The sequence below is a fragment of the Rhodococcus sp. T2V genome (assembly GCF_029269925.1).
In the GTDB taxonomy this organism is placed as follows: Bacteria; Actinomycetota; Actinomycetes; order Mycobacteriales; family Mycobacteriaceae; genus Rhodococcus_F; species Rhodococcus_F koreensis.
Genome location: NZ_JARJBD010000051.1, coordinates 15,174 through 39,069, shown reverse-complemented (window position 1 = coordinate 39,069; position 23,896 = coordinate 15,174). Strand labels below are relative to the sequence as shown.

The window sequence follows — 23,896 nt, the reverse complement described above, 5'->3', positions numbered from 1 at the left end:
ATGACCAACACCGCCACCACTCCCGGACACCACGTGACCGCCTCGGCCGGCGACGACGGCCGACCCGCCGTGGTGCTCCGCGCCTCCGAGATCACCCCGCGCCAGCGCGGCGGCGGCGCTCGCACCATCCCGCTGGTCTCCCAGCAGGTCGGCGCGAAAGACTTCCTCAACGGCATCACCATGTTCGGCCCCGGCGCCGCCATCCCCGAACACATCCACAACTGCGACGAAAGCGTGCTCATCATCAAGGGCTCCGCCGTCGCACACATCGACGGTGTCGAATACCCGGTCACCGTCGGCGACAACTCGTTCATCCCCGCCGGCATCCCGCACTTCTTCCACAACACCTCCGAGACGGACGAACTGCACATCTTCTGGACCTACGCGTCCATCGACGCGAACCGCACCATCCTCGCCACCGGCGTGACCACCCGCATCGACGAGGAACACGGCACCAACATCGCCTGACCGCCCCCACCCCATCGAAAGGAGGCGCCATGGTCTGGGAGATCGCCCAGCTCGAGATCCGCGACGGCCACAACGAAGCATTCGAATCCGCTGTTGCGGAGGCTGTCCCATTGTTCCAACGCGCCCACGGATGCCGCAGCATGCAGGTGCAACACTCCGTCGAGCTTCCCCAACGCTATCGATTGATCGTCGAGTGGAACACCATCGAAGACCACACCGTCCATTTCCGCGAATCCGAGGACTTCCAGAAGTGGCGCGGTCTGGTCGGCGAACACTTCGCCGAACCGCCGGTCGTCGAACACACGCACGCGTTGGCCGTCGGATTCCAGACCACCACCGGACCCGCCGCCTGACCGACACGACGTCACACCAGCCGTTCGCCACGCCCGCTCACCGGCATGGCGAACGGCTTCACGTGTCGATCGGCGGTCTTCGAAGCGGTCGGCCGGCGCACAGGCAGCGCGATTCGGTCCACCAATAGTTCGCATTCCGTAGCGATTCGGCGGGTCCGCTGTGAGCGCCCGTGGCCGGAACGATCTTCGCGACCTCATTGGTGACGAGGACGCGCCGGTGCACGTCGTCGATGTCGGGATCGGTGACAGTCCGGATGTGCGGGCGTATGGATCGAGACTCGTAGTAGTCCCGATCAGAAGACCTGACTTTGCCTGCCCTTTCTGTGGGATGCGACGATGTACGCCAGTATCGAACGGATTTCGTGTCGCCGACTGCTTCGGAGTCGGGTTGGTCCTCGGATCCAGAAACCACAGAAGGGCACATGATCGATCGCCGCGACGCTGCTGTACTCGACGACCCGGTGGGCGAGTCATTACGAAGCCGCCACGCACATCTCGCTCGTCGATTCGGCCTGGCCGTCACCTATCCGCCGGCAGTGGCGACCTTCTCCGCCGTCTCCGCCGATTGTGAACCGCAGGTGTGGGCCGACCTGGCTCGGCTACTGGGCCCGGGCGAACTCGCCGACCTGTTCAGCTGTCCGGCGACGCCGCCACCGGACTGGGAACCGGTGTTCGTCTTGGACGGCCGTCAGATGATCTGGTCGAGCAATGCTCAGGCCAAGTTGTGTCCGGCCGAGTCGGGTGTGGTCGAACTCGGCGCGGACAGTGTGCCGGAGATGCGCGACCTCGTCGAGCGGACCCGCCCGGGACCGTTCTGGCCGCGTACCCACGAACTCGGCAGCTATCTCGGTATCCGCGAGAACGGCCGGTTGGTGGCGATGGCCGGTGAACGGCTGCGCCCACCGGGGTGGACAGAGATCAGCGCAGTCTGTACCGCGCCCGAGGCCCGCGGCCGCGGGCACGCCGCCCGCCTGGTCACTGCGCTCGTCGCGCGGATCACTGCGCGTGGCGAGCGTCCTTTCCTGCATGTAGCCGAATCGAACACCGGCGCGATCGCCCTCTATGAGCGGCTCGGCTTCCTCTCACGCCGGCACGTGACCTTTCGGGGATTCCGCACGCCCTGACGTGGCCCTCCAAATGTTCGCCTGCCGGTGTGCCATCTACTCGGACCGGGACAGTACCCGGCCCTGCAGGTGAAACGGTCGCGTCGACGGCTCGTTCCTGGGATGGCTCGGCCACGCGACCATGGAGCAGTCCCTCCCCGGCGGTCACCGTCCCACCGATCGACAACGCGCCCTCGACCGGGCCGTGGCCCAGCCGTCGGAGCCGGTGTGCGTGGCGTTGACCGGCGACGTCGAGCGGGGTCTGCGGTCGATTTCGTCGGATAAGGAACTACTGAGGTGCCGGCGCCCGGCGGTCGGGCGAGCTACCGGTTCTGTCGAGGCGGCGGGTGGTGTCGGAAGTGCCGCTCGTGTTCGCGGTTCCCGGTGTAGTCGGTGTTGTGCTGGGCCCGGTGCAGGTGCCTGCGGTGGCGCCGGAACCTCGGCCGGCGCTTCGGCTTCGGCGTCCAGCGGTACGGGGGTGTGTCCGGGCGCCGGCGCCGGTGGCGCAGCGTTGCTCCTGCGCTGGTTCCGGGTTTGGTGCCGAGCGTGCTCCCGAATCCGGGGGTGTCGCCGGGGTGGTCCGTGCCGGGCGGCGGGCACCGGCCCAGGGCAGTATCGCTGAGGTGACGAGCACGACGGTCATGCCCGCCCATTGCGGCGCCGACAGGTTTTCGCCGAGGAACAGTTGTGCGGCGAGCACCCCGACCACCGGCTCGAGGAGGCCGAGCAGGCTCACCGGGCCTGACCCCAGGGCGCGTACCGCGAGGAACGAACCGGCGATTCCGATCGGCATGAGCACCAGTCCCTGGGCCAGTATCGAGGCCCACCCGGTGGGGGCGAACGAGAAGCTGTCGCGTCCGATCAGGGCGATGGCGCCGCTGGTGACACCGGCGCCGAGAGCGGCGAGGCCGCCTGCGGTGAGGGCGCTGGTCTGCCGTATCCAGCGTTCCCCGACAACGAGATAGAGGGCGTATCCGACCGCGCAGAGCAACGCGGACACGGCTCCGAGCGGTGCGACGGCGGTGGCGCCGCTGCCGGCTACCAGCGCGATCCCGCCGGTCATCAGGACGGCGAGCAGCAGCTGGCCGCGGTGGACTCGGCTGCCGACGCCGAGCCACAGCAGCAGGAGGACGACCAGCGGGTAGACGTGGACGAGGACGACGGCGACCTGTGCGCCGGTGATGCGCACGGCGGCGAAGAAGCACAGCAACTGCAGGCCGAAGAGCGGACCGCACACCAGCGACAGTCCGAGTGCCGGGCGCAGCGGCACCCGGCGCAGTCGTCCGGTCGCCCAGGCGAACCCGAGCAGCAGAACGGCGCCGACGAGACTGCGGAGGCAGACCAGGACGGCGGGGGAGACACCGCCCGCGTAGCCGATCGCGGCGGCCGTCGGCGTGAGCCCGTACGCGATCGCCGAGGCGAGTCCGATGAGCCAGAACGCGGCAGGGTGGTGACGAAGCGCAGTCTTTACCCGCATCATGTCTGCGAGTCGATCGGTTCGTCGTGTACGGATTGCTGGCTGCGCCGCGGCCACGGGTTCCTCCCTCTGACGGATGTTTCGTACCGAAGTATGAGACGACTCAGGTGTTCAGGACAAGTGAAAGAATCTGTACCCGGGGTTTAGCATGTGTGAATGGAGATCGATCCGCGACGGTTGCGTTACCTGTTGGCTGTGGCGCGGGCGGGTGGGATCTTGGCGGCCGCGGATCAGCTGCACATGACCCCCTCGGCGGTGTCGCAGCAGATCGCGCGTCTCGAACGCGAAACCGGGCAGGTGTTGATGACGCGGACCTCGCAGGGCTCGGTGTTGACCGCGGAGGGAACGTTGCTCGCCGAAGCCGGGCAAGAGGTCGAGCGAACCCTGGCCGGGGTGCGGTCCCGGCTCCAGCAGGGCCCGGCGGAGTTGCACGGCCGGATGCGCATCGCGGGTTTCCAGAGTTTTCTGTCGGTCGTGATCGCCCCCGCCCTCCCGCAGTGGCGCCGCGAGCTGCCCGGGGTGGTGTTCGAGCTGGTGGAGACCGAACTGGACCCGCATCTGCGTTCGCTCAAGGACGGCGAGTTCGATGCTGCGATCGTCGAACTCGATGCCGGAGCAGCCGAGACCGCCCCACCGGCCGGGATCGCCGAGGTTCCCCTTCTCGATGAGCCCTGGAAACTGGTGGTTCCGGCGGGAACGCTGATCACCGACATCACCGACCTCGAACACACCCCGCTGCCGTGGCTGGGTGAGCCGGAAGCGGCAACCGCGTACCCGGCACGGAGACTGCGACGGATCTCCGGGAGCAACAAGCAGATTGTGCACCGCTACTTCGGCACGCAGACCGCGCTGGCGTTGGTGGCCGCCGGGGAGGGGATGACGGTGCTGCCATCGCTCGCGCTTCGGGGGATGCTGCGTGAGGGGGTCGATGTCATCGACGTGCCCGGGCTCGGTACCCGTCGGATCGTTCTCCGGAGTTATCCCCGAGGGAAGATCGCCGACAATCTGGTGGCAGCGGTCACCGGGTTGCTGCGTGAGGCCACGTCCACGCTGAACGCCGGTAGCGGTATCGAATCGTAGTTCGCCTGTCAGAGAAAGACGGTATCGTCGGAACCTTCCGCCACGGTGCAGGCTGAAAGAGTGCTACGCCGTCGACGGCGTCGAGTACGTGATCGACCAGAGGGACGAGCGCGCGAAAGAACTCCGCGAGACGTTCGAGTGCTACATCGTCTACTCCCCCCGAGTCGGGGCCGCGAACACCGCTCGGACCGGTCGGCCACCCCGGTCGCCCGCACGGCGGCGGGTGGGGGAGACGAAGACGGTCCGGGCTTGGGCGTGCGAGCGGGCCACACCGCGGTACTCGACGGCGGTGAGGTGGTCGTTTCGTGCAGGGTGGTGGTCCGGCCGTCGGAGTGCCGATGATGTCGCCGTCGGGCTCCGGCGACGCCGGTGAGATCACCCCAGGTCGTCGTGTTAGGTTGTGCTGCAAGCCATCTCGGTCGAGCGGGGAGTGCGGCGTGCGGCTGCTCTGGGTTGGGGTTGTGTGCGTGAAGATCAGTCCCAGAGTGGTGGGGCCTCCGGTCGAAGTGCGTTGAAGGCTCGATCGAACAGGCTTGGTAGGGAGTCGGTTCCGTCTGACTGGGCCCACGCCCGGGTCGCGGCCAGGTACGCTCCCACGCTCGCCGCGGCGATTACGGCGACATCGAGGTCGGTTCGGGGATCCAGGTCGAACTTGGTGCTGATGACTGTGGCAAGGCTTGCTCGCCACCGGTCGACGCGGTCGAGATAGCTCGCGCGCAGCGAGGGGGCTTCTTCGACCAGGTGGTAGAGCGCGAGGGCTCGGGCCGGGTTGGCGTGTGCCCACTCTTCGAACGGGGTCATGCTCAGTCGCAGCGCTGTCCACCGGTTTTCATCGATGGGGCAGGCGACGAAGCAGTGGCAACCCTCCTCGGCAAGCTTGCTCAGCCGTGATACGACGACATCCTCCTTGCTGCGGAAGTAGCGGAAGAAGGTCCTGCGGGAGATCCCGGCGGCATCGCAAATCTCGTCGACGGTGGTCTCGTCGAAGCCCTTGTCGAGGAACAGTCCGATTGTGGTCTCGGCGACCTCCGACCGCATCCGGTCCTTCATGCGCTGCTGTAACGGCTCGGAAGCACTGGGACTCATGTATTGCATCCTAGCCACTTGATGCCACTTGGTGCTAACCTGCCACTCAGTGCCAGGAAGGCATTTAGTGGCCCAGACTCGGTGTCCAAGCGGTCACTCGCCTGGTTATCTCACCCCTACTTTCGACTCGGAGAAGTGATGAAAGCAGTACAGCTGGTCGAATCAATCGGGCCGTCCGGACTTCGTGTGGCAGAGCTGTCGGATCTAGATCCCGCCGACGATCTGGTCGTGGTGGACCTGCACGCGGCCGGAGTCTCTTTCCCCGACCTGTTACAGACGACTGGCAGCTATCAGATGGTCCAGGAGCTGCCCTGCGTTCTCGGGGTCGAGGGCGCCGGCATTGTTCGGTCCGCCCCGCGCGGCAGTGGTCTGACGGAGGGACAGCGTGTCGCGGTGCTCGCGCTGTCGGGTTCATGGCAGCAGACGGTGGCGGTGCCGGTCGGCTATGCATTTCCCCTGCCGGACACGGTGTCGCTCACTGCGGCGTCGGGGTTCGTCATGAACCACCTGACGGTCCACTTCGCGCTGGTCGAACGCGCCCGTGCCCGTCGAGGTGAGATCGTCCTCGTGCACGGGGCGGCCGGGGGAGTGGGCACCGCCGCACTCCACCTCGCGGCCGCCGTGGGACTCGAGACGATCGCCGTCGTCAGCAGTGACGAGAAGGCCGCTGTGGCCAAGGGCAACGGCGCCACGCACACCGTTCTGGTCGACGGGTTCAAAGATCGTGTGCTCGATCTTACCGGCGGCAGGGGGGTGGACATCGTTGTCGATCCGGTCGGTGGGGATCGGTTCACCGACAGCCTTCGTAGCCTGGCTGCGGGTGGTCGTGCCCTCGTTCTCGGCTTCACCGGGGGAAGCATCCCCACGGTCAAGGTGAACCGGCTCCTGCTCGAAAACATCTCCGTTGTCGGCGTCGGGTGGGGCGAATTCATTCGCGAAGATCCCGGATACCTCGCCCGGCAGTGGGAGGAGTTGTCGCCGCTCCTGACCTCCGGTGCCCTTACGGTCCCCGAGCCCACGCTCTACGAGCTGGACAACGCCGCCGCTGCTCTGCAGTTGCTCAGTGAGCGTGCGGCGACGGGCAAGATCTCCCTGAGTCTGCGCTGATCGTCTGGTGGCGCCGCGTCGCGAGCCGTGCGTGTGCCGCCTCTGCGGTGCCACCTGACCTCTGTCAGCGAACAACCCGGACGCCCGTGTCGTCGACACGGCCCGACAGAAAGGCCTATCGTGGTCAGCACCGAAACCCGAGACGTCATGGCGGAACGTCGATCTGCACAGATTCCGGCGGATGCGGCAAACACGCTCGAACACCTTCTCGCGGTCAGGGCCAGTTACCGCGCGTTCACGCCGGAGCCGGTCCCCGAGGACACCATTCGGCGGATCCTGCAGACCGCCCAGCTGACGGCGTCGTGGTGCAACAGCCAGTCGTGGCAGGTGGCCATCACCCGCGGTGCAGGAACCGAACGCCTCCGCAATGCGCTGTATACGACAGCCTCGGCCGGTGTCACCGAGGACACCGACATCGCTTTCCCTCGCGAATACCGCGGCGTTCACCTCGATCGTCGTCGTGAAAGCGGCTTCCAGCTCTACAACGCCCTGGGAATCGAACGCGGAGATCGCGCGCGCCAACACGAGCAGGTGTTGGAAAACTTCAAGTTCTTCGGAGCACCCCACGTCGCGATCATCCACTCCGACGAGGCACTGGGGCCTTACGGCGCCGTGGACTGCGGCGGCTACGTGGCCAACTTCCTCACCGCCGCCGCCGCGCACGGGGTCGGGACCGTGGCCCAGGCGGCGCTGGCGATGTACCCGAGCGTGCTGCGGAGCGAGCTCGGCCTCGATCAGGACCGCACCATCGTGTGCGGAATCTCCTTCGGATTTCCCCGCGTCGAGCACCTCTCGAACAGCTACCGGACCACCCGCGCTCCCATCGATGACGTCGTCGACTGGATCGACAACTGATGTCCGAACACGTCGACGGGGCTGAGCCCGTGCGGGTGATCACCGAGCGGTGCGGTCGAGTGCTGCTCATCCGCCTCCATCGCCCTTCCAAACGCAACGCCATCGACGCCGCCATGACCGCGGCACTCGATGCCGCATTCAACGAGTTGGACGACAACCCAGAAATCTGGTGCGGCGTCCTCAGCGGTGGCCGGCAGAACTTCTGTGCCGGGACGGACCTGATCGACGGACCCGGAGAGCTCACCACTCGGGGCGGCAGATATGGCGTCGTCGGCCGATTTCGAACCAAACCTCTCGTCGCGGCCGTCGAAGGATTCGCCTACGGCGGTGGCCTCGAACTGGCACTCGCCTCGGACATCATCGTTGCCGGTCGCTCGGCACGGTTCGGCCTGCCCGAGGTGACCCACGGCGTGGTCGCCAACGCCGGCGCCCTCTTCCGCGCCCATCAACGACTGCCGCTGAACATCGCGAAACAGATGCTCCTCACCGGTCAACCGCTCACCGCGGACAGAGCCCACAGCTGCGGATTCGTCAACGACATCGTCGACGATGGGACCGCGGAGCAGTCTGCGATAGCTACCGCCGAACAGATCGCCGCCAACGCCCCGGCAGCAGTCCAGGCCACCCTGCGCGCGGTCGATGCCGTGGTGCGTCGCGACGACGATCGAGGTTGGGCTCACAGCTCGGAAGCGGAGGAAAAAGTGCGTACTTCCAACGACTTTCATGAAGGGCTCCTCGCTTTTCGCGAGAAACGACGTGCCCGATGGCGGGGCAACTGAGCGCTACACATGATCACGCCTGTATTCGAAATCTGGCACCGAACAGGGCAATACGTTGGGATCGAATTCCGCATCGCCGATGCGTTCGATTCGGTCACCGACGCTCGGTCCGGCTGCGTCCACATCGACGGCTGTGGTGTGTGCGACGCAATGCCGTCAAAAATTATGGGGGGCAGCTGATTTGGGATTGACGTGCCGAACATTGAGGATGTAACGTAGGTCACGCCCGATACGGCATGGGTCATTCTCGACGCGGAATGTGTCTCGGGTCAATGGTGCTTACCAACCTGCAGAGCTGCGCACCCTGATGGGTATCCACCCCTCGTAGCGGTCTGTCTCCGGCATTGACCTTCGGGCAGTCCCATGGGGTATCGGCACAGTCAACTGTGATTCAGTTGTTCGCTACGGAGGTAAAGGTATGAACGTTAACGTCGCAGCGGGAGGAGCGCCCGCGCTCACTCCCGAGATCGGCGGAGTATCGTCGGATGCCGGCGGTCCCCGTGCTGTCCGGAAAGCCGCATTCGCCGCAACACTGTCCACGTCGCTCGAGTGGTACGACTTCTATATCTACGCGACAGCCGCGGCGCTGGTGTTCAACAAGACATTCTTCGCCACCGACAGCGAAGTAGTCGCGGCGATGAGTTCGTTCGCCACCGTCGCACTCGGATTCGTCGCGAGACCGATCGGCGGAATCGTGGCAGGTCACTTCGGTGACAAGTACGGCAGGAAACCGATCCTGGTCCTGTCGATCCTGCTGATGGGACTGTCGACCACTCTGGTCGGATTCGTACCCACCACCTCCATCGTGTGGCTGGCGCCGGCCATACTGGTGTGCTTGCGTCTGTTGCAGGGTCTCGCTGTCGGCGGACAGTGGGGCGGAGCCGTGCTCATCGTCACCGAGTACGCCCCGCCTCACCGGCGCGGATTCTTCGGCAGTTTCGCGCAGCTCGGAATTCCGATCGGGATGGTCCTGGGCAACGGAGTCTTTCTGGCCATGACATGGGCGCTCGCACCGGATGCGTTCATGTCGTGGGGATGGCGCGTGCCATTCTGGGGCAGCCTGCTGATGCTGGCCGTCGGGTTCGCAATTCACCGATACCTCGAAGAGACGCCGGACTTCCAGCAAGCGCAGGCCAAACTGGCGACCGCGACTGCCAAACGGCGGTCACCGATCCTGGAAGTCGTTCGCCACAATGGCGGCACACTGCTGATGGCCGGTGGCACCTACCTCGTCGGTATCGCGATGTTCTACATCACGATGACCGGAAGCGTGCAGGTCGCCACCACCACACTGGGAATGGCCCGTTCGGACGTACTGCTGTGGATCCTCCTCGCAGCACTGGTGATGATTCCCATCGTGCCGACGACCGCATACCTGTCGGATCGATTCGGCCGCAAACTTATCTACGGCATCGGAATCGCCGGAATGGGTATCTGGGCCGTTCCGATGTGGACTCTGATCGGCTCGGCCACCCCCGAGACCCCCGCCCGCCTCGGCATCGCGGTGGTCGTGTCCTGCGCCATAATGTCGATCCAGACCGGACCGCAGGCTGCACTGTTCGCCGAGCTGTTTCCCCCGGAAACCCGCTACTCCGGGGCGTCGCTGGGATACCAGACTGCGGCGATCCTCGGCGGCATGTCGCCCATGGCCATGGTCGCCCTGGTCAACGGTCAAGTGGACAACATCTGGCGAGTCGGATTGATGATCGTGGTTCTCGCCGTGATCGCCCTTATCTGCCTGTTCGGGTTGATTCGCCGCGACGCGAAACGCCACTCCGAGGCCCGGAGCAACCAGCGCTGAGCCAGAGCTGATGCACACGCCGGTGTCGGTTGTCCTTGGGGCAACCGACACTCGGGCGAGTGGGTGTGGCAACACCGCAATTCTCCGGATGGCGGGACGATCGGGGTCAAGTCACGTCCATGCCGCCCAAATCCTCGCGCCTCGACACGTAAGTTGCGATGGCGAGCCAGTTGATCGATCACAACATTGGTAGCCTCCGGTACTCAGTTCTTGGCGAGGACATCGTGGGCTTTGGCCTGCTGATCCATCGTGGCGAGTTGGCCTCGTCCGGTGCCGAGAATGCTCCATGGCCAGGACATCAGAGTCGAAACCCTGCTCCGGAATCCGACCACATAGACGATGTGTACGGCGACCACAGCACACCCACGCGAGGATGGTTGAGAGTTCCACCGGGCGGATCGTGGCGACCGCTTCGTATCGCGAGTTGGGCAACCCGGGTGCTCCGCGGTGCGACATCATGTCGCTGACGATGTAGACGTTCGGCCCGTCGGGCAGGGTGAGGTCATCCTCGACGAGCACACGTCCGGCTCGGTCGACCGCGGCGCCAGTCTGTTCGGCGAGCTGCGCTCCGAGGCTGCTCGCGGTAACGCCCGCCGACCAGATCTTGCAGGACGAGGGAATCGCGTAGCGGTCACCCTCGGCATTCTGGACCGTAATGCTGTGTTCGTCGAGGTCGACGACTGTCGCACCGAGGTGGACCAGCAGTGAGGTCGACGCCAGCACGGCGCAGTGATTTTGCGCCGTGCAGGCTGCCGAATCCGGACCCCGGACGACAACTGTGTGCGGGGGACGAAGAGTCGGTACGGGCGAAATGGCACTATGCGGAACGGCGGCGCGAGGATGCGCGAACGTGCAAGGTGGTGCCCACAACTCTGTGTCGCGGTGCGGGGTCCTGGCCGGACAGGGTGGCCGCCAGCAAGTCGACGGCTTCTTCGGCGACCTGTTCCGCGTGCAAACTGAGCATGGTGAGATCGGACAGGCTCGGCTCGGTGGCGTGCTCGGCGCAGTATGCAATCAGAACGTCGTCCGGAGCACGCAGATTCTGTTCTCGCGCCGCCTTCAGGAGGTATCCGCCGGCAGGTGCCTCGGTGGTGTACACGGCGTCGGGTCGGTTCGCTCCATCGAAGAGTCGCCGGGCGGCCGACATGGTGGATTCGGGATCGAGAATGCTTGCACGTTCGATGCGGGGCACCTGCCCGTTCTCCTCCGCCCACTGCAGAAATCCGGCAAGGCTGCGCGCCGTGTAGTCCTCGTCGCTGTCCGATACCAGCATTCCCACGGTCGCTGCACCCTGATCCTTGAAATGGTTACAGACGCCGATCAGGGCCTGCGCCTGATCATTTCCGACGCAGAGGGCGTCCGGATCGTCGACCTCCCCGAGGTCGGACACGTACGCGATACCGCGTGCCTTGAGTTCGGTGATCAGAGGATCGCCGGGCGGTGGGTCCGCGACGATGACTCCGTCGATCGCAATATTGCGCAGCAGCGTGGGCAGGGACGGGGGCATGACGACGAGCGCGTAGCCGTGCTCGAGCGCGGTCACGGTCGCCGCATTGAGGAACCTGGCGTAGTAGCTGACCGCCAGATACTGCGACGGCGCTCCACCAAAGGGGCGGATCGACAGTCCGATGATCCCACTTCTGTTGCTCTGCAACGACCTTGCCAGTGCGCTGGGGTAGTAGCCGATCGCGTCCGCGACCTGCCGGACACGATCCCGGGTGGCCGGATTCATCCGCCCTTTGCCGTTGAGCGCATCGGATGCCGTCCCGACACCCACCTCCGCTATCGTGGCCACATCTTTCACGCCTGGGCGGCGACGCGTCCCGCGACGTGCCGCGACTATCGTCGCGAACCGTTCTCGGTAGAGCTCCGCGTCGCCGCCCATGCTGTGCATCCTAGTCAGGACTTCATCCGCTGATCGCCGGCCGGAATGCCGGTCAATACGCGATCACGGTGCGCGCGGCTTCACCGTTGCCCATCGCGGCGAACGCCTTGTTGATGTCGTGAATGGTGCCGGTGCGGGCGATCAGGACGTCGAGGTCGAGTTTGCCTTCCATGAACAGATCGACCAGGCGTGGGAAGTCCACTGCCGGGTGGCAGGTGCCGTAGCTGCTTCCGATCATCGACTTTTCCCGGTCGGACATCACCAGGGGATCGATCTCGACGGTGACCCCGTCGGCTGCCTGTCCGACGATCACCGCGGTGCCGCCGGGACGGATCGACTGGAACGCCGTCTCGATGGTGCGCTTGAGTCCGATGGCCTCGAACGCCCAGTCCACACCGTCCGGTCCGACCAGGTCGTGCAGAGCGCCGGCGAGGTCCGTCTTCGCGGAGTTGATCGTGGTGGTCGCACCGAGAGACTGTGCGCGCGCCAGGGAGTCGTCGTTGATGTCGACGGCGATGATCTTGCCCGCCGAGACCAGGGCGGCGCCCATGACCACGGACAGGCCGACGCCTCCGCAGCCGATCACCAGGACGGTGTCGCCGGCCTGGACCTTGGCCGTGTTGATGACCGCGCCGACGCCGGTGGCAACCGCGCAGCCGATCAGGGCGACCTTCTCCAGCGGCGCGTCCTTGCGGATCGGGATGGCGCCGGTTTCGGGAACCACGACCCGGTCGGCGAACGACCCGGTTGCGCAGTAGCTGTAGACGGGTTCACCGTCGCGGGTGAGGCGAGTGGTGCCATCGAGCATGACGCTCTGGTAGGCGCTCTCCTGCACCTGCGGGCAGAGTGCGGGGCGACCGGTGTTGCAGTACTTGCAGTGACCGCAGTACGGCACCCAGGAGAGCACGACGTGGTCTCCGACCTCGACGGTGGTGACGCCGGGGCCGACCGCTTCGACCACCCCGGCACCCTCGTGGCCGAGGACCAGCGGAGACGGGGAACCCCACTCGCCCTTGACGACGTGGTAATCACTGTGGCACACGCCGCTGGCGGCCAGGCGAACGAGCACCTCGCCATCTTTCGGATCGTCGAGCTCGAGTTCCTGGACGACGAGTTCCTTGCCCGCTTCTTCGAAGACGGCAGCTGTAATCTTCACGGATTGTTCCTTTTCTGGCGTGGACGTTCTCGAGCTGCGGGATTTGTGCAGCCGAAACATCGGTTCCTGATCGGACTGTTGTCGGTTAGCCGGGGAGCTGGATGGACTTGGTTTCGTAGAACTCCTCGAGACCGATTCGGCCGAGTTCACGACCGACCCCGGACTGCTTGTAGCCGCCGAAGGGTGCGTCGACGTTGAAGTCTCCGCCGTTGACGTCCACCTGGCCGGTGCGTAGTCGTCGGGCGAATGCGAGCGCCTCTTCGTCTGTTTTTGCCCAGACTGCGCCGTGCAGCCCGTAGGGGGTGCCGTTCGCGATGTCGGCGGCCTCGTCGATGGTGTCGTACGCCTGGATCACCAGCACGGGTCCGAAGATCTCTTCCTGCGCGATGCGCATGTCGGGGGTGACGTCGGCGAATACGGTGACTCGGTTGTAATTGCCGTCGTCACCGCCGTCGGGGTTACCGGGACCGCCCGTGACCAGGCGTGCGCCCTCCTCGACACCGATACGAATGTAATCCTGAACCTGGTGGTACTGCCCTCGGGAGGCTGCCGGTCCGAGCGTGCCCTCGATCGCGGTGGCGGCGACGGCCGCGATGGTCTCCACCTCGGCGGCGACCGCGCGGGGCACGATGAGGCGGGTCCATGCGCTGCAGGACTGCCCCGCATTGGCCATGCAGTACTCCACCGAGTACGGAACCGCTTCGCTCAGGTCCGCGCCGGGGAGGATGACGCTCGCGGACTTTCCTCCCAGCTCGAGAGCGACACGCTTGATGGTGTGCGCGGCGGACGCGGCCACACGTCGTCCCGCCCCGGTAGATCCGGTGAAGGACACCATGTCCACGTCGACGTGAGTGGACAGTGCCTCACCGACGACGACGCCCCGACCGGGGACCAGGTTGAAGACTCCGGCCGGCAGGCCTGCTTCCGCGACGAGCTCCGTGAAGCGGAAAGTGGACAACGGTGCCAGCTCCGACGGCTTCACCACCACCGTGCATCCGGCCGCTACCGCCGGGATCGCCTTGGCGACAAGCTGATACAGCGGATAGTTCCACGGCGTGATCGCAGCAACCACACCGATCGGCTCTCGGACGATCAGCGAGTTGCCGATACGCTCTTCCGGCCGCTCGGCGGCCAGCGCGTGGACGAAGCTCTCGATCATCGCGATGGGGGTGCCCACATGCTCGGCCAGGGCAAACTCGTGCGGTGCGCCCATCTCGATCGATACCAGGTGGGCAAGCTCTTCGGAGTTCTTTCGAAGGAGTTCGATCAGCCGCCGCAGTATCTCGATGCGGACGGATGCAGTGGTGGTCGACCACGATGGAAATGTGCGTCTAGCTGCCGCGACAGCGGAGTCGACATCCTGCTCGTTGCAGCTCGGGACGCGTCCGGCGATGTCGCCGGTCGCGGGATCGATGACATCGACCGAGTCGGTTCCGCGGGGCGGGACCCACTCTCCGTCAATGAAAATCGTGTCGAAGGTAACCATCATTTCCTTTCTCGCGCAGTATATTTCGACTCCCTGTAGGGGGGTCGCTCTCGCTCGCTCGCTGCCACATTCAGGACGGGCGGCGGGGTTCTGCGCAGTAAGTGTGCGCAAAAGCCTTTTCCTGCAGGCATTTACGACGCAGACTGGGGTGGGATGACTGCTTGTGAGTTGCAACACTAAATGCCGAAACGTTTCGTCACAACAGTTCGGCGGGTTTTTTCGCCAAATCGGCACGGAAGGCGGCCGTCGAGCACCGAAAGTGTTGGCTCACTTGACAGGTGCTGTGCGCGCGATCACACTTCTCAACTACCGAAGCGTCTCGGCCACCGCGATCCGCGTGACGGCCGTCCGACCACGGACCCACAGTCCCAAAATTCCCCCGGAGAGTTCCTGTGTCAGCTACAGACAGTTTGTCCGGCAACAATGCGTCCAGCCCCCAGTCGCGGAGGCCCAGCAGAATCGAACGCCGATCGATTGATTATGTACCCACGTCAGAACGTCACGGCAAGGCATGGCACCTGTGGCCGGTGTGGTTCTGCGGCGACGCCCACCTGACGACACTGGCGGTCGGTGTCATCGGCGTCAGCCTCGGCACCAACCTGCTGTGGGCCTCGATCGCGATCATCGGCGGCTGCCTCTTCGGCACCCTCTTCATGGCCGCGCACTCCGCACAGGGTCCGCACATGGGACTGCCGCAGCTGATCCAGTCCCGGCCGCAGTTCGGGTACGTCGGCGCCCTCCTGGTGTTCGTCGTCGCCCTCGCGACGTACATCGGCTACAACGCCTTCAACCAGATTCTGGCCGGCCAGACGTTCCACGACACCCTCGGGTTCGATCCGACCGCCACCGAACTCGGCTTCACCCTCCTCGCCATGGTGATGGCGTTTCTGGGCTACTCGTGGTTCCACAAACTGCAGCGGTACCTGTCGTTCGTCCTCATCGCCGCGATGCTCGTCTTCACCGTGCACGTACTGTTCTTCGACTCCTTCCCCGAGGGGCAGCTGAGCTTCGAGGGATTCTCGGCGACGCCTTTCCTGGCGCAGTTCTTCACCGCCGCCGCGTACCAGCTGAGCTGGGCGATCTACGTCTCCGACTACTCGCGCTACCTGCCGGCCACGGTGAACACGCGTGCCACCTTCTGGTGGACCTACCTCGGCGCGACGATCGGCGGCGGATGGATGATGCTGATCGGTGCCGCGGCAGCATCCATGTTCCCCACCCTCAACGTGGCCCAGGCCCTCGTCGAGGCCGGTAACCGGGTCTTCAACGGGTTCGGCGTCCTCATCACCGTCCTCGCGGTGATCGGGCTGATCACCAGCGCGGCCCAGAATTTCTACGGCTCGTCGTTGACGATTCTCAGCGCGATCGACTCCGTGAAGCCGATCAAGGCGACGCTGCTCAAACGGTTCTTCGCACTGGTCTCCGCCGGCGTGATCGCCGTGTTCATCGCCGCCAATGCCAATGACGACTTCATGACCGAATTCGGCAGCTTCCTGGCGATCATGCTGTATCTGTTCACGCCGTGGACCGCAGTGAACCTCGTCGACTACTACTTCGTCCGCAAGGGCGTGTACTCGATCAGGGAAATCTTCAACCCACGCGGTATGTACGGGCGCTGGGATTGGCGAGGGATCTCGGCATACTTCGTCGGCTTCATCGCGATGACCCCCTTCTTCGTCACCGTGTGGTGGACGGGCCCGATCGCCGGGATGCTCGACGGCGCGGACATCGCGATGCTCCCCGGCCTCGTCGTCGCGTCCGTTTTCTACCTGCTGGTCTGCCGCAATCTGGACCTGGTCGGCGAGCGGACGAGGATCGCACGACTCGACGACGGCATCGACGAGTTGGGTGTCGACGGGACTTTGGTCGTCTCCGAGCTCACAGAGGGGGTCGAATACGAGATCGATCACGACTTGTCTCGGCCTGAGCCGGAGCACGAACTGTCCTAGATCGCACGACGCCTGTCCCTCGGCGGTGTCACCCCGTGCGGGTGACCAATCCCTCGTGAACGGCGGCGAGCGACCGGAGCGCGGCGATCGCGGCGCGTACCCGTGCGAGCCGTTGCAGTTCGCGCGGCACGATCAGCCAATACTTCCGCAGCACCGTCACCTCCTCTTCGAGGATCCGGACGAGGCGAGGATCCGGATCCCCGATGTAGAGGGGGAGTGCCGAGACCCCGAGGCCGGCGGCCGTCGCGGTCCATTGCCCGGTGATGTTGTTGGTCTGGATCCGTGTGCGGTGCCCGGGAAGAACCTCGTCGAGGATGCGCAAAGCCGGGACGTCGAGCAGGGAGTCGACGTAGCCGATCAACGCATGCTCGTGCAGGTCGAGGACATGCGAAATTCGGGGATGTGTGTCGAGATAGTCCGCGCTGGCGTAGAGACCGAGCCGGTAGTCGGCGAGCTCGCTGATATCCACCGCGCGCGGAGAGGGTCTCTCGAGGGTGACCGCGACGTCGAACTCACGGGCGGCGAGTACGTCGTGTCTTGTAGCGGTGACGATTTCGATATCGAGATCGGGGTGCTGCGAATACAGAGTCTTCAAATTGGGAGCAAGCACGAACGCCCCGAAGCCGTCGGGAGTCGCGATCCGCACGGTTCCGGACAGTCGCCCGCCGCCTGAGGCGGCTCCTTCCATGGCGGCCAGCAGGGCGGACTCGATCGACTCCGCATGCACGACGAGTTCGTGTCCGGCGTCGGTGAGGACCCAGCCGGTCGGCACTCTGTCGAAAAGTCGATTCCCCAACGCGCGTTCGAGTGCCGTGATGCGGCGCCCGACCGTGGTGTGGTTGACGCCCAGGCCCTTTCCTGCAGCCACGAGGCGGCCGGTCCGCGCCACTTCCAGGAAATAGCGGAGGTCGTCGGCATCGATCATGCTTCACCTAACCATGCCTGTGCACATTTGCACAGGCATGTGCCCAGTTGGCTGTTGTGATCTGCATTCTGCGCAGTGAGACTTGCTTCACACAGAGGACGAGCGCCTGGCCCGGGTCAGCTTCCACATCCCCGCAACGAGGAGAATCACGTGCAAGACATCGATACCCACGGAGGGTTGCACACTCCGTTGAAGCAGAAGCACCTGACGATGATTGCGTTGGGTGGAACCATGGGGGCGGGTCTGTTCATCGGCTCGGGTGCCATCATCAGCGAGGTCGGTCCGGCCTCGATCGTCACCTACGCGCTCACCGGTGTGCTGATCTTGCTGGTGATGCGGATGCTCGGCGAGATGGCCGTCGCCAATCCCCGGACGGGATCGTTTACCGACTACGCTCGCGACGCCATGGGCAACTGGGCCGGCTTCTCCACCGCCTGGCTGTACTGGTACTACCAAATGGTCGTCGTCGGATTCGAGGCCGTTGTCGGTGCGCAGCTGCTGCAACGATGGATACACGGCGTGCCGGCCTGGGTGCTGTCAGTGGCGCTACTGCTCGCTCTGACCCTGGTCAATCTGGTTTCGGTGGGGAACTTCGGCAAGTTCGAATACTGGTTCGCCGGGATCAAGATCGCCGCCGTCGTCGCGTCCGTCGCCGTGGGTGGGTTGTTCATCTTCGGTCTCTGGCCGAATTCGAGCATCGACTTCTCGAACCTGACCTCGCACGGGGGAATCGCCCCCAACGGCGCATTCCCGATGCTCGCCGGCGTCGTTGTCGTCATCTTCTCCATGGTCGGTGCCGAGGTGGTGACGGTCGCCGCCGCAGAGTCCAAGGAACCGGGGCTTGCGATCAAGCGTGCCGTCAACGCCGTGATCTATCGTGTCCTGTTCTTCTTCGTCACGTCCTCGCTCATCATCGTCACGATCGTTCCGTGGGACAGCATTCCCACCGGGGAGTCGCCGTTCCTGCTCGTGCTGCAGGTACTCGACATCCCGGGGGTGGCCGACATCCTCAACGTCGTCATCCTCATCGCCGTCCTGTCGTGCCTGAACATCGGTCTGTACTCCACGTCGCGGATGCTCTTCACCCTCGGTTCCAACGGTGAATGCCCGAAGTGGATGACCGCGGTGAACAAGCGCGGTGTTCCGGTCTGGGGCGTGCTCTCCTGCACCGTGATCGCCTACGGCTGCATCGCCGTGGCCTACTTCTTCCCCGACACGGTGTTCTTGTTCCTGATCAACGCGTCCGGGGCGATGATCCTGTTCGTCTACTTGATGATCTGCATCTCGCAGATCATCCTCCGCAAGCGCAATGAGCTCGCCCACGGCGGGAAGCTCGAATTCAAGATGTGGTTGTTCCCGTACCTGTCGATCTGCGTGACCGCCGTCATCGTCCTGATCCTGGGAAGTATGATGTGGGACAGCACCTCCCGGATCTCACTGCTGCAGGGGCTGGCCGTATGGGCGGTCATTCTCGTCGCCTTCGGCGTCAAGACGGTCCGTGCACGATCACGGTCAGGGCTCACGCTCGATTCAGGCATCGACCCGAACGAATCCGCGATCTCGGAAACACGAAACCCCGAAAAGGTCTGATTCCTCGACGACCAGCCGGTACCCCGCGACCCTCGCCGGGGTACCGGCGTCGTTGACGATCACCTCGACCGAATACAGGAAAGGCTCCACCATGCTTGCCGCGTATGCCGACACCATCTCCTCGGACGATCCCGTCTCGGGGCTCGTCGTCGGAAATCGACCCGACCCACAGCCCCGCGACGGCTGGACCACGGTCACCGTCAAGGCGGCGGCTCTGAACCACCACGACCTGTGGACCCTCCGCGGCGTCGGCATCCGCGCCGAGCAGCTACCGATGATCCTCGGCGGCGACGCGGCCGGAATCGACGAGGACGGCAACGAAGTCGTCGTGCACTCGGTGATCACGTCACCCGGGTGGACCGGTGACGACACCCTCGACCCGAAGCGTTCCCTGCTCTCGGAGGTCTACGACGGAACCCTGGCGGAAAAGGTTCTGGTTCCGGGCCGCAACCTCGTCGCCAAGCCGGCGTCCCTGACCTTCGAGCAGGCCGCATGCCTACCCACCGCCTGGCTGACCGCCTACCGCATGCTGTTCGTCAAGGCGAACCTCGCACCGGGATCGACCGTGCTTATCCAGGGCGCCGGGGGCGGCGTGTCGACGGCATCGATCGCCCTGGGCAAGGCCGCCGGCCTGCGGGTGTGGGTCACCGGACGCAGCGAAGCCAAGCGCGAGGCCGCGCTCGCACTCGGCGCCGACCAGGTCTTCGAATCGGGGGCACGCCTCCCTGAGCGGGTCGACGCGGTCATCGACAACGTCGGTCAGGCCACCTGGGCGCACTCGCTCAAATCCCTGAGGCCCGGGGGAGCGATCGTGACCTGCGGCGCGACCTCCGGACCGAACCCTGCGTCCGACCTGAACCGGGTCTTCTTCCTGCAACTGCAGGTCCTGGGCTCGACGATGGGCACCCGTGACGAACTCGAGCAGCTCCTCGCGCTACTCGACACCACTGGCGTACGACCACAGATCGACTCGGTCCTGCCACTGGCCGACGCCGAGTCCGGGCTCAAGAAGCTCGCAGCCGGCGACGTGCAGGGAAAGATCGTGTTGGTGCCCTGAGTGAGGTAAACCGTTGGGCGGAGGCGGCTTCGGGCCACCTCCGCCCAACCCGTCCGAGATGGATGAGAAGTCCCAGAAGGGGGCAGAATGTCGACGATCAACCGGTTCGAACTGTCCAGGGCGCTGAGGCAATTCCGTGCCATCAAACTGCCCCTCGACGGTCGCCGCGCCGCCGCGGTCTGTATCGCGGTCCTGATCGAGGACGGGAAACCCGCCATCTGGCTGACCGAGCGCTCATCGAGCCTGCGTGCGCATCCCGGCCAGTTCGCCTTTCCCGGTGGGCGTATCGACCCGAACGAAACAGCCGCGGAGGCCGCCCTGCGAGAAGTGAAGGAAGAACTCGGACTTCACGTTCATCCCCAGCAGATCCTCGGCGAACTCGACGACTTCGCCACGAAATCCGGTTACGTCATCACGCCGTTCGTCGTGTGGATCGGCGACTTCACCGGCACCCTGCATCCGAACGCGTCGGAAGTCGCCCGCGTACACACGGTCACCATGGACGAGGTGGACACAGATCCCCGTTTCGTCACCGATCCACGGGTCGAATCACCGATTCTGCAATGGCCATTCCGGGACCTCGATATTCACGCACCCACCGCGGCGATTCTCTACCAGTTCCGAGAAGTGGTGTTGCGCCGGCGGCATACGCGCGTCGCGCACGTCGGGCAGCCGGTGTTCGCCTGGCAGTGAGCATGTGGTTCGGTCACTCCTGATCCAAGGTCGTGCCGAGCAGCGATTCCGCGATGCGTCGGAGCATCCGGGTATTGCGTTCGTGGGTGTAGCCGCTCAGATCGATTGCGACGGCGGTCATCAACCCGTCGATCACGCTGATGATGCTGTCGACGATCTCGTCGACGGGCGCGACAGGTCGGAACATGCCTTCGCTGCGGCCGGACTCGACGACCTCGGACAGTTTGGCGCGCCATGCATCGTAGATTCGGGCCACGTCAGGGATGAACTGCTCGTTCCGACTCGCCACCGACGTCGTCGCCAGCCAGACCGTGCACCGCTCGCGGTCGGTGATCGCGTGTTCGAGCAGCGAGACCATCTTCGTGGCCGGGTCGTCGATGTCGGAGGCGAACGTCGCCCAGTCCGAGACTCGCCGCAGGCTCGCCGCGCTGAGCATCTCCTCGATGACCGCGTCACGGCTGTCGAAGTAGTGCTGAATCTTTCCGATCGACACACCTGCCTCACGGGCGATGTCGCGCAGGCGCACCTTCTCGATGCCGTGCACCGCTATCAGTCGTTCCGTGGCATCGAGAATCCGTCGCCGACTCTCGGCGACGAGGGGATCCTCACCCACTACTTGCGATGCATCCGCCACAACCATCCGTCCCAACCTCCACCTGCAGGTCCCTCGCGTTCCCCGAACGCGCAGGTCGTCTCTCGATCGTAGCGATCGGCGCAGTGCGCGCGAACTGCCCGTGAAACGAGCACTTCACGGACCTGTTCGGTGCGTTCACGGGGTCGGGAACATTCCGTATTGACGTCGAAATAATTCCATATTATTGTGCTTTGCACCACACATTCTTATCCGCGGTTTCCCGAACCTGCGGTTTCACAGCTGCCGACCACCGAGCACCCCGCTTCCGAAGACGGAGATCCTTCGATGACCTCACTTGCCCTCGCACCGCCCGCTACCCGCCGGGACCTCACCGCCCTGTTCGCCCCGTCCTCGATCGCGATCGTCGGCGCGAGCAACGATCCCGCCAAGTACGGCAACTGGCTCGCGGTGCGAGCTCTGCGGGACGCCGATCGGCGGCCGGCCCACCTGATCAACAAGACACGGACGACGATCCTGGATCACCCGGCGGTGCCCAGCCTGACCTCCCTCGACGGTCCGGTCGATCTCGCCGTCATCGCGGTTCCGGCCGCCGGGTTCGACGAGGCCGTCGACGACGCCATCGCCGCGAACGTCAAGGCGATCGTTGCCATCACCGCCGGTCTCGGCGAATCCGGCGAAGAAGGACTGGCGCGGCAGAATGCCCTGGTCTCCCGGCTGCAGGAGGCCGGGATCCCGATGCTCGGCCCGAACTGCCTGGGCGTGCTCGACAACACCAGCGGACTCGACGCGACGGTCAACGAATTCCGCCCCGGCTCGGTGTCGATCATCTCCCAGAGCGGCAACGTCGCGATCGATCTGGCGGAGCACTTCTCCGAACAGGGACTCGGCGTCGCCCGCTTCGCGAGCCTGGGCAACTGCGCCGACCTCGACGTCGCCGACCTGATCGACAGCTGCGTCGACCACGAGGGCACCGAGGCGATCGCGGTGTACTGCGAGGGCTTCAAGGACGGCCGCAAGTTCGCCCGCGCAGCCGCCCGCGCCGCGGACGCCGGCAAGCCCGTCGTGCTGCTGTCGGTCGGCCGCGGTGCCGCCTCCACCCGCGGCGCGGCCTCGCACACCGGTTCCCTGGTGACCTCGAACGTCGTCCTCGAAGCCGTGTGCGAGGCCACCGGCACCGAACTGGTTTCGAGCCCGTTCGAGATGGCCAACCTGCTCCAAGCCCTCGTCCGCACCAATCCTCCGGCCGGTGCACGGGTCTCGGTCCTCGCCGACGGCGGCGGTCACGCCTCGCTGGCCAGTGACAGCCTCGAAGAAGCCGGCCTGCAGGTCGAGGAGTTCTCGAACGAGTTGTCCGCCCGAATCGCCGGCGAGCTGCCGCCGACCGCGGCAACATCGAACCCGATCGACCTCGCCGGCGGCGGCGAGCAGGACATCACCTGCTTCGCCCGCGTCGCGGAGCGCCTGATCGCCAGCCCCGAGACCGACGCCGTCCTGATGACCGGATTCTTCGGCGGGTACGGCGACTACGACCCCGCCGTCGTGCCCGGCGAGATCCAGGCCGGCTACGACATCGGCGCCCTCGTCGCCGAGTCCGGCGCCAGCTTCATCGCCCAGACGATGTTCGCCGACTCCAAGCCAGCACAGGCGTTGCGGGACAGTGGAATTGCTGTCTACCGCAACGTCGAACACGCCAGCTGGGCGCTGAGCCGACTGGCCCGTCGGGCCCTGGCCGGATCGCATCCCCTTCCCGCCCTGCCCGACCCCGCCGCCCCGCTGACCGAGACCGGATACTGGCCGGCCCGTCGCGCCCTGACCGCCGCCGGCGTCCCGTTCGTTCCCGCCGCCGAGGTCTCCACCACCCGGGAGTTGGAAGCAGCGGTTGCCGACCTGCAGTTCCCCCTCGTCCTCAAAGCCCTCGGCGACGAACACAAGTCCGACAACGGTGGCGTCATCTTGAACATCGCCGACCACACCGCCCTGATCGAGGCCTGGGACGACGTCCAGGCTCGGCTGGCCCCACCGGTCTGCTCCATCGAGGAGATGGCAGACCTTTCCGGCGCGGTCGAACTGATCATCGGCGTGCGCCGCGATCCGACGTTCGGTCCGATCGTCCTCGTCGGCATCGGCGGCGTGTACACCGAACTGCTCAAAGACACCCGCTGCGCCCTGGGCCCGATCACCGCCGACCAGGCCCGCGAGCTGCTGCTCTCGCTGCGCGGTGCGGCCCTACTGACCGGTTTCCGTGGCAAGGCGCCCGTCGACGTCGATGCCGCAGCCCAACTGGTGGCCACCCTCTCGACCTACGCGGCGCAGCACCCGGAGATCGGCGAAATCGAGTGCAACCCCATCGCGGTCACCCCCACCCGGGCCATCGCACTCGACGCCCGCATCATCCTCGACTCCGCTCACTGAACCCCAGCAGACCTGAAAATCCCACAAGGAGAAATAGAT

Annotated in this window: 21 protein-coding genes and 1 pseudogene; 14 read left to right on the top strand and 8 right to left on the bottom strand. The window is 65.3% G+C overall.

All coding sequences use genetic code 11. From position 1 onward, the window contains the following. From P3H15_RS33120 to P3H15_RS33110, 3 genes are all read left to right on the top strand, one after another. Nucleotides 1–468: a cupin domain-containing protein gene (locus P3H15_RS33120; RefSeq protein ID WP_276141105.1), complete on the top strand. Its 468-nt coding sequence runs from the start codon at nucleotides 1–3 to the stop codon at nucleotides 466–468. A gap of 29 nt (nucleotides 469–497) precedes the next feature. After that, nucleotides 498–821 (top strand): antibiotic biosynthesis monooxygenase, encoded by a 324-nt coding sequence (locus tag P3H15_RS33115; RefSeq protein WP_276141104.1) that lies wholly within the window; start codon nucleotides 498–500, stop codon nucleotides 819–821. Between the two features lie 422 nt (nucleotides 822–1,243). After that, nucleotides 1,244–1,945, top strand: coding sequence for a GNAT family N-acetyltransferase (locus P3H15_RS33110; protein WP_276141103.1), 702 nt, complete (start codon nucleotides 1,244–1,246; stop codon nucleotides 1,943–1,945). A gap of 268 nt (nucleotides 1,946–2,213) precedes the next feature. Here the strand turns inward: P3H15_RS33110 and P3H15_RS33105 are convergent, their stop codons facing one another. After that, nucleotides 2,214–3,404 (bottom strand): DMT family transporter, encoded by a 1,191-nt coding sequence (locus P3H15_RS33105; RefSeq protein ID WP_276141102.1) that lies wholly within the window; start codon nucleotides 3,402–3,404, stop codon nucleotides 2,214–2,216. Nucleotides 3,405–3,557: 153 nt separating this feature from the next. On the opposite strand from P3H15_RS33105, the gene P3H15_RS33100 reads away from it, so the two are divergent. Both P3H15_RS33100 and P3H15_RS33095 read left to right on the top strand, forming a co-directional pair. Continuing rightward, on the top strand, nucleotides 3,558–4,481 hold the full coding sequence (locus P3H15_RS33100; RefSeq protein WP_276141101.1) for a LysR family transcriptional regulator: 924 nt from the start codon (nucleotides 3,558–3,560) through the stop codon (nucleotides 4,479–4,481). 52 nt (nucleotides 4,482–4,533) lie between these two features. After that, nucleotides 4,534–4,854, top strand: a complete 321-nt coding sequence (locus P3H15_RS33095) for a histone-like nucleoid-structuring protein Lsr2 (RefSeq protein ID WP_276141138.1) — start codon at nucleotides 4,534–4,536, stop codon at nucleotides 4,852–4,854. A gap of 101 nt (nucleotides 4,855–4,955) precedes the next feature. On the opposite strand, the gene P3H15_RS33090 is transcribed toward P3H15_RS33095, so the two are convergent. After that, nucleotides 4,956–5,567, bottom strand: a complete 612-nt coding sequence (locus P3H15_RS33090; RefSeq protein WP_276141100.1) for a TetR family transcriptional regulator — start codon at nucleotides 5,565–5,567, stop codon at nucleotides 4,956–4,958. Between the two features lie 138 nt (nucleotides 5,568–5,705). On the opposite strand from P3H15_RS33090, the gene P3H15_RS33085 reads away from it, so the two are divergent. The 4 genes from P3H15_RS33085 to P3H15_RS33070 all read left to right on the top strand — a co-directional run bounded on the left by P3H15_RS33085 (nucleotide 5,706) and on the right by P3H15_RS33070 (nucleotide 10,109). Further along, nucleotides 5,706–6,674, top strand: coding sequence for an NADPH:quinone oxidoreductase family protein (locus P3H15_RS33085; RefSeq protein WP_276141099.1), 969 nt, complete (start codon nucleotides 5,706–5,708; stop codon nucleotides 6,672–6,674). 147 nt (nucleotides 6,675–6,821) lie between these two features. Then, entirely contained in the window at nucleotides 6,822–7,529 is a 708-nt protein-coding gene (locus P3H15_RS33080) for a nitroreductase (protein ID WP_276141137.1), read from the top strand. Further along, on the top strand, nucleotides 7,529–8,308 hold the full coding sequence (locus tag P3H15_RS33075) for an enoyl-CoA hydratase-related protein (RefSeq protein WP_276141098.1): 780 nt from the start codon (nucleotides 7,529–7,531) through the stop codon (nucleotides 8,306–8,308). The genes P3H15_RS33080 and P3H15_RS33075 overlap by 1 nt, the downstream gene beginning before the upstream one ends. Before the next feature lie 418 nt (nucleotides 8,309–8,726). Continuing rightward, complete coding sequence (locus tag P3H15_RS33070; RefSeq protein WP_276141097.1) at nucleotides 8,727–10,109, top strand: MFS transporter; 1,383 nt, start codon at nucleotides 8,727–8,729, stop codon at nucleotides 10,107–10,109. Between the two features lie 495 nt (nucleotides 10,110–10,604). Here the strand turns inward: P3H15_RS33070 and P3H15_RS55840 are convergent. The 4 genes and pseudogenes from P3H15_RS55840 to P3H15_RS33050 all read right to left on the bottom strand — a co-directional run. Then, nucleotides 10,605–10,832 (bottom strand): annotated as a pseudogene (locus P3H15_RS55840) (NAD(P)/FAD-dependent oxidoreductase); the annotation flags it as partial. Between the two features lie 94 nt (nucleotides 10,833–10,926). Next, a complete protein-coding gene (locus tag P3H15_RS33060) occupies nucleotides 10,927–11,994 on the bottom strand; it encodes a LacI family DNA-binding transcriptional regulator (protein ID WP_276141095.1) in 1,068 nt (355 codons plus the stop codon). A gap of 52 nt (nucleotides 11,995–12,046) precedes the next feature. Then, a complete protein-coding gene (locus P3H15_RS33055) occupies nucleotides 12,047–13,150 on the bottom strand; it encodes a Zn-dependent alcohol dehydrogenase (protein WP_276141094.1) in 1,104 nt (367 codons plus the stop codon). An 85-nt stretch (nucleotides 13,151–13,235) separates the two neighbouring features. After that, the gene (locus P3H15_RS33050) at nucleotides 13,236–14,636 is read right to left on the bottom strand and encodes an aldehyde dehydrogenase family protein (protein ID WP_276141136.1); all 1,401 of its coding nucleotides are present in this window, start codon (nucleotides 14,634–14,636) and stop codon (nucleotides 13,236–13,238) included. 392 nt (nucleotides 14,637–15,028) lie between these two features. Between P3H15_RS33050 and P3H15_RS33045 the strand changes: the two genes are divergently transcribed. Continuing rightward, nucleotides 15,029–16,585: a cytosine permease gene (locus P3H15_RS33045; RefSeq protein WP_276141093.1), complete on the top strand. Its 1,557-nt coding sequence runs from the start codon at nucleotides 15,029–15,031 to the stop codon at nucleotides 16,583–16,585. 28 nt (nucleotides 16,586–16,613) lie between these two features. Here P3H15_RS33045 and P3H15_RS33040 read toward each other — a convergent pair whose 3' ends face one another. Further along, nucleotides 16,614–17,510, bottom strand: coding sequence for a LysR family transcriptional regulator (locus tag P3H15_RS33040; RefSeq protein ID WP_276141092.1), 897 nt, complete (start codon nucleotides 17,508–17,510; stop codon nucleotides 16,614–16,616). A 150-nt stretch (nucleotides 17,511–17,660) separates the two neighbouring features. Here P3H15_RS33040 and P3H15_RS33035 point away from each other — a divergent pair, with 150 nt between their 5' ends. The 3 genes from P3H15_RS33035 (at nucleotide 17,661) to P3H15_RS33025 (ending at nucleotide 20,850) form a co-directional block, all read left to right on the top strand. Then, nucleotides 17,661–19,100 (top strand): amino acid permease, encoded by a 1,440-nt coding sequence (locus P3H15_RS33035; RefSeq protein ID WP_276141091.1) that lies wholly within the window; start codon nucleotides 17,661–17,663, stop codon nucleotides 19,098–19,100. 91 nt (nucleotides 19,101–19,191) lie between these two features. Next, nucleotides 19,192–20,157 (top strand): zinc-binding dehydrogenase, encoded by a 966-nt coding sequence (locus tag P3H15_RS33030; protein WP_276141090.1) that lies wholly within the window; start codon nucleotides 19,192–19,194, stop codon nucleotides 20,155–20,157. A gap of 87 nt (nucleotides 20,158–20,244) precedes the next feature. Then, nucleotides 20,245–20,850, top strand: a complete 606-nt coding sequence (locus tag P3H15_RS33025) for a CoA pyrophosphatase (RefSeq protein WP_276141089.1) — start codon at nucleotides 20,245–20,247, stop codon at nucleotides 20,848–20,850. Between the two features lie 13 nt (nucleotides 20,851–20,863). Here the strand turns inward: P3H15_RS33025 and P3H15_RS33020 are convergent, their stop codons facing one another. Continuing rightward, a complete protein-coding gene (locus tag P3H15_RS33020; protein WP_276141088.1) occupies nucleotides 20,864–21,490 on the bottom strand; it encodes a TetR/AcrR family transcriptional regulator in 627 nt (208 codons plus the stop codon). 279 nt (nucleotides 21,491–21,769) lie between these two features. On the opposite strand from P3H15_RS33020, the gene P3H15_RS33015 reads away from it, so the two are divergent. Then, complete coding sequence (locus P3H15_RS33015) at nucleotides 21,770–23,857, top strand: acetate--CoA ligase family protein (RefSeq protein ID WP_276141087.1); 2,088 nt, start codon at nucleotides 21,770–21,772, stop codon at nucleotides 23,855–23,857. The last annotated feature ends 39 nt before the right edge of the window (nucleotides 23,858–23,896 follow it).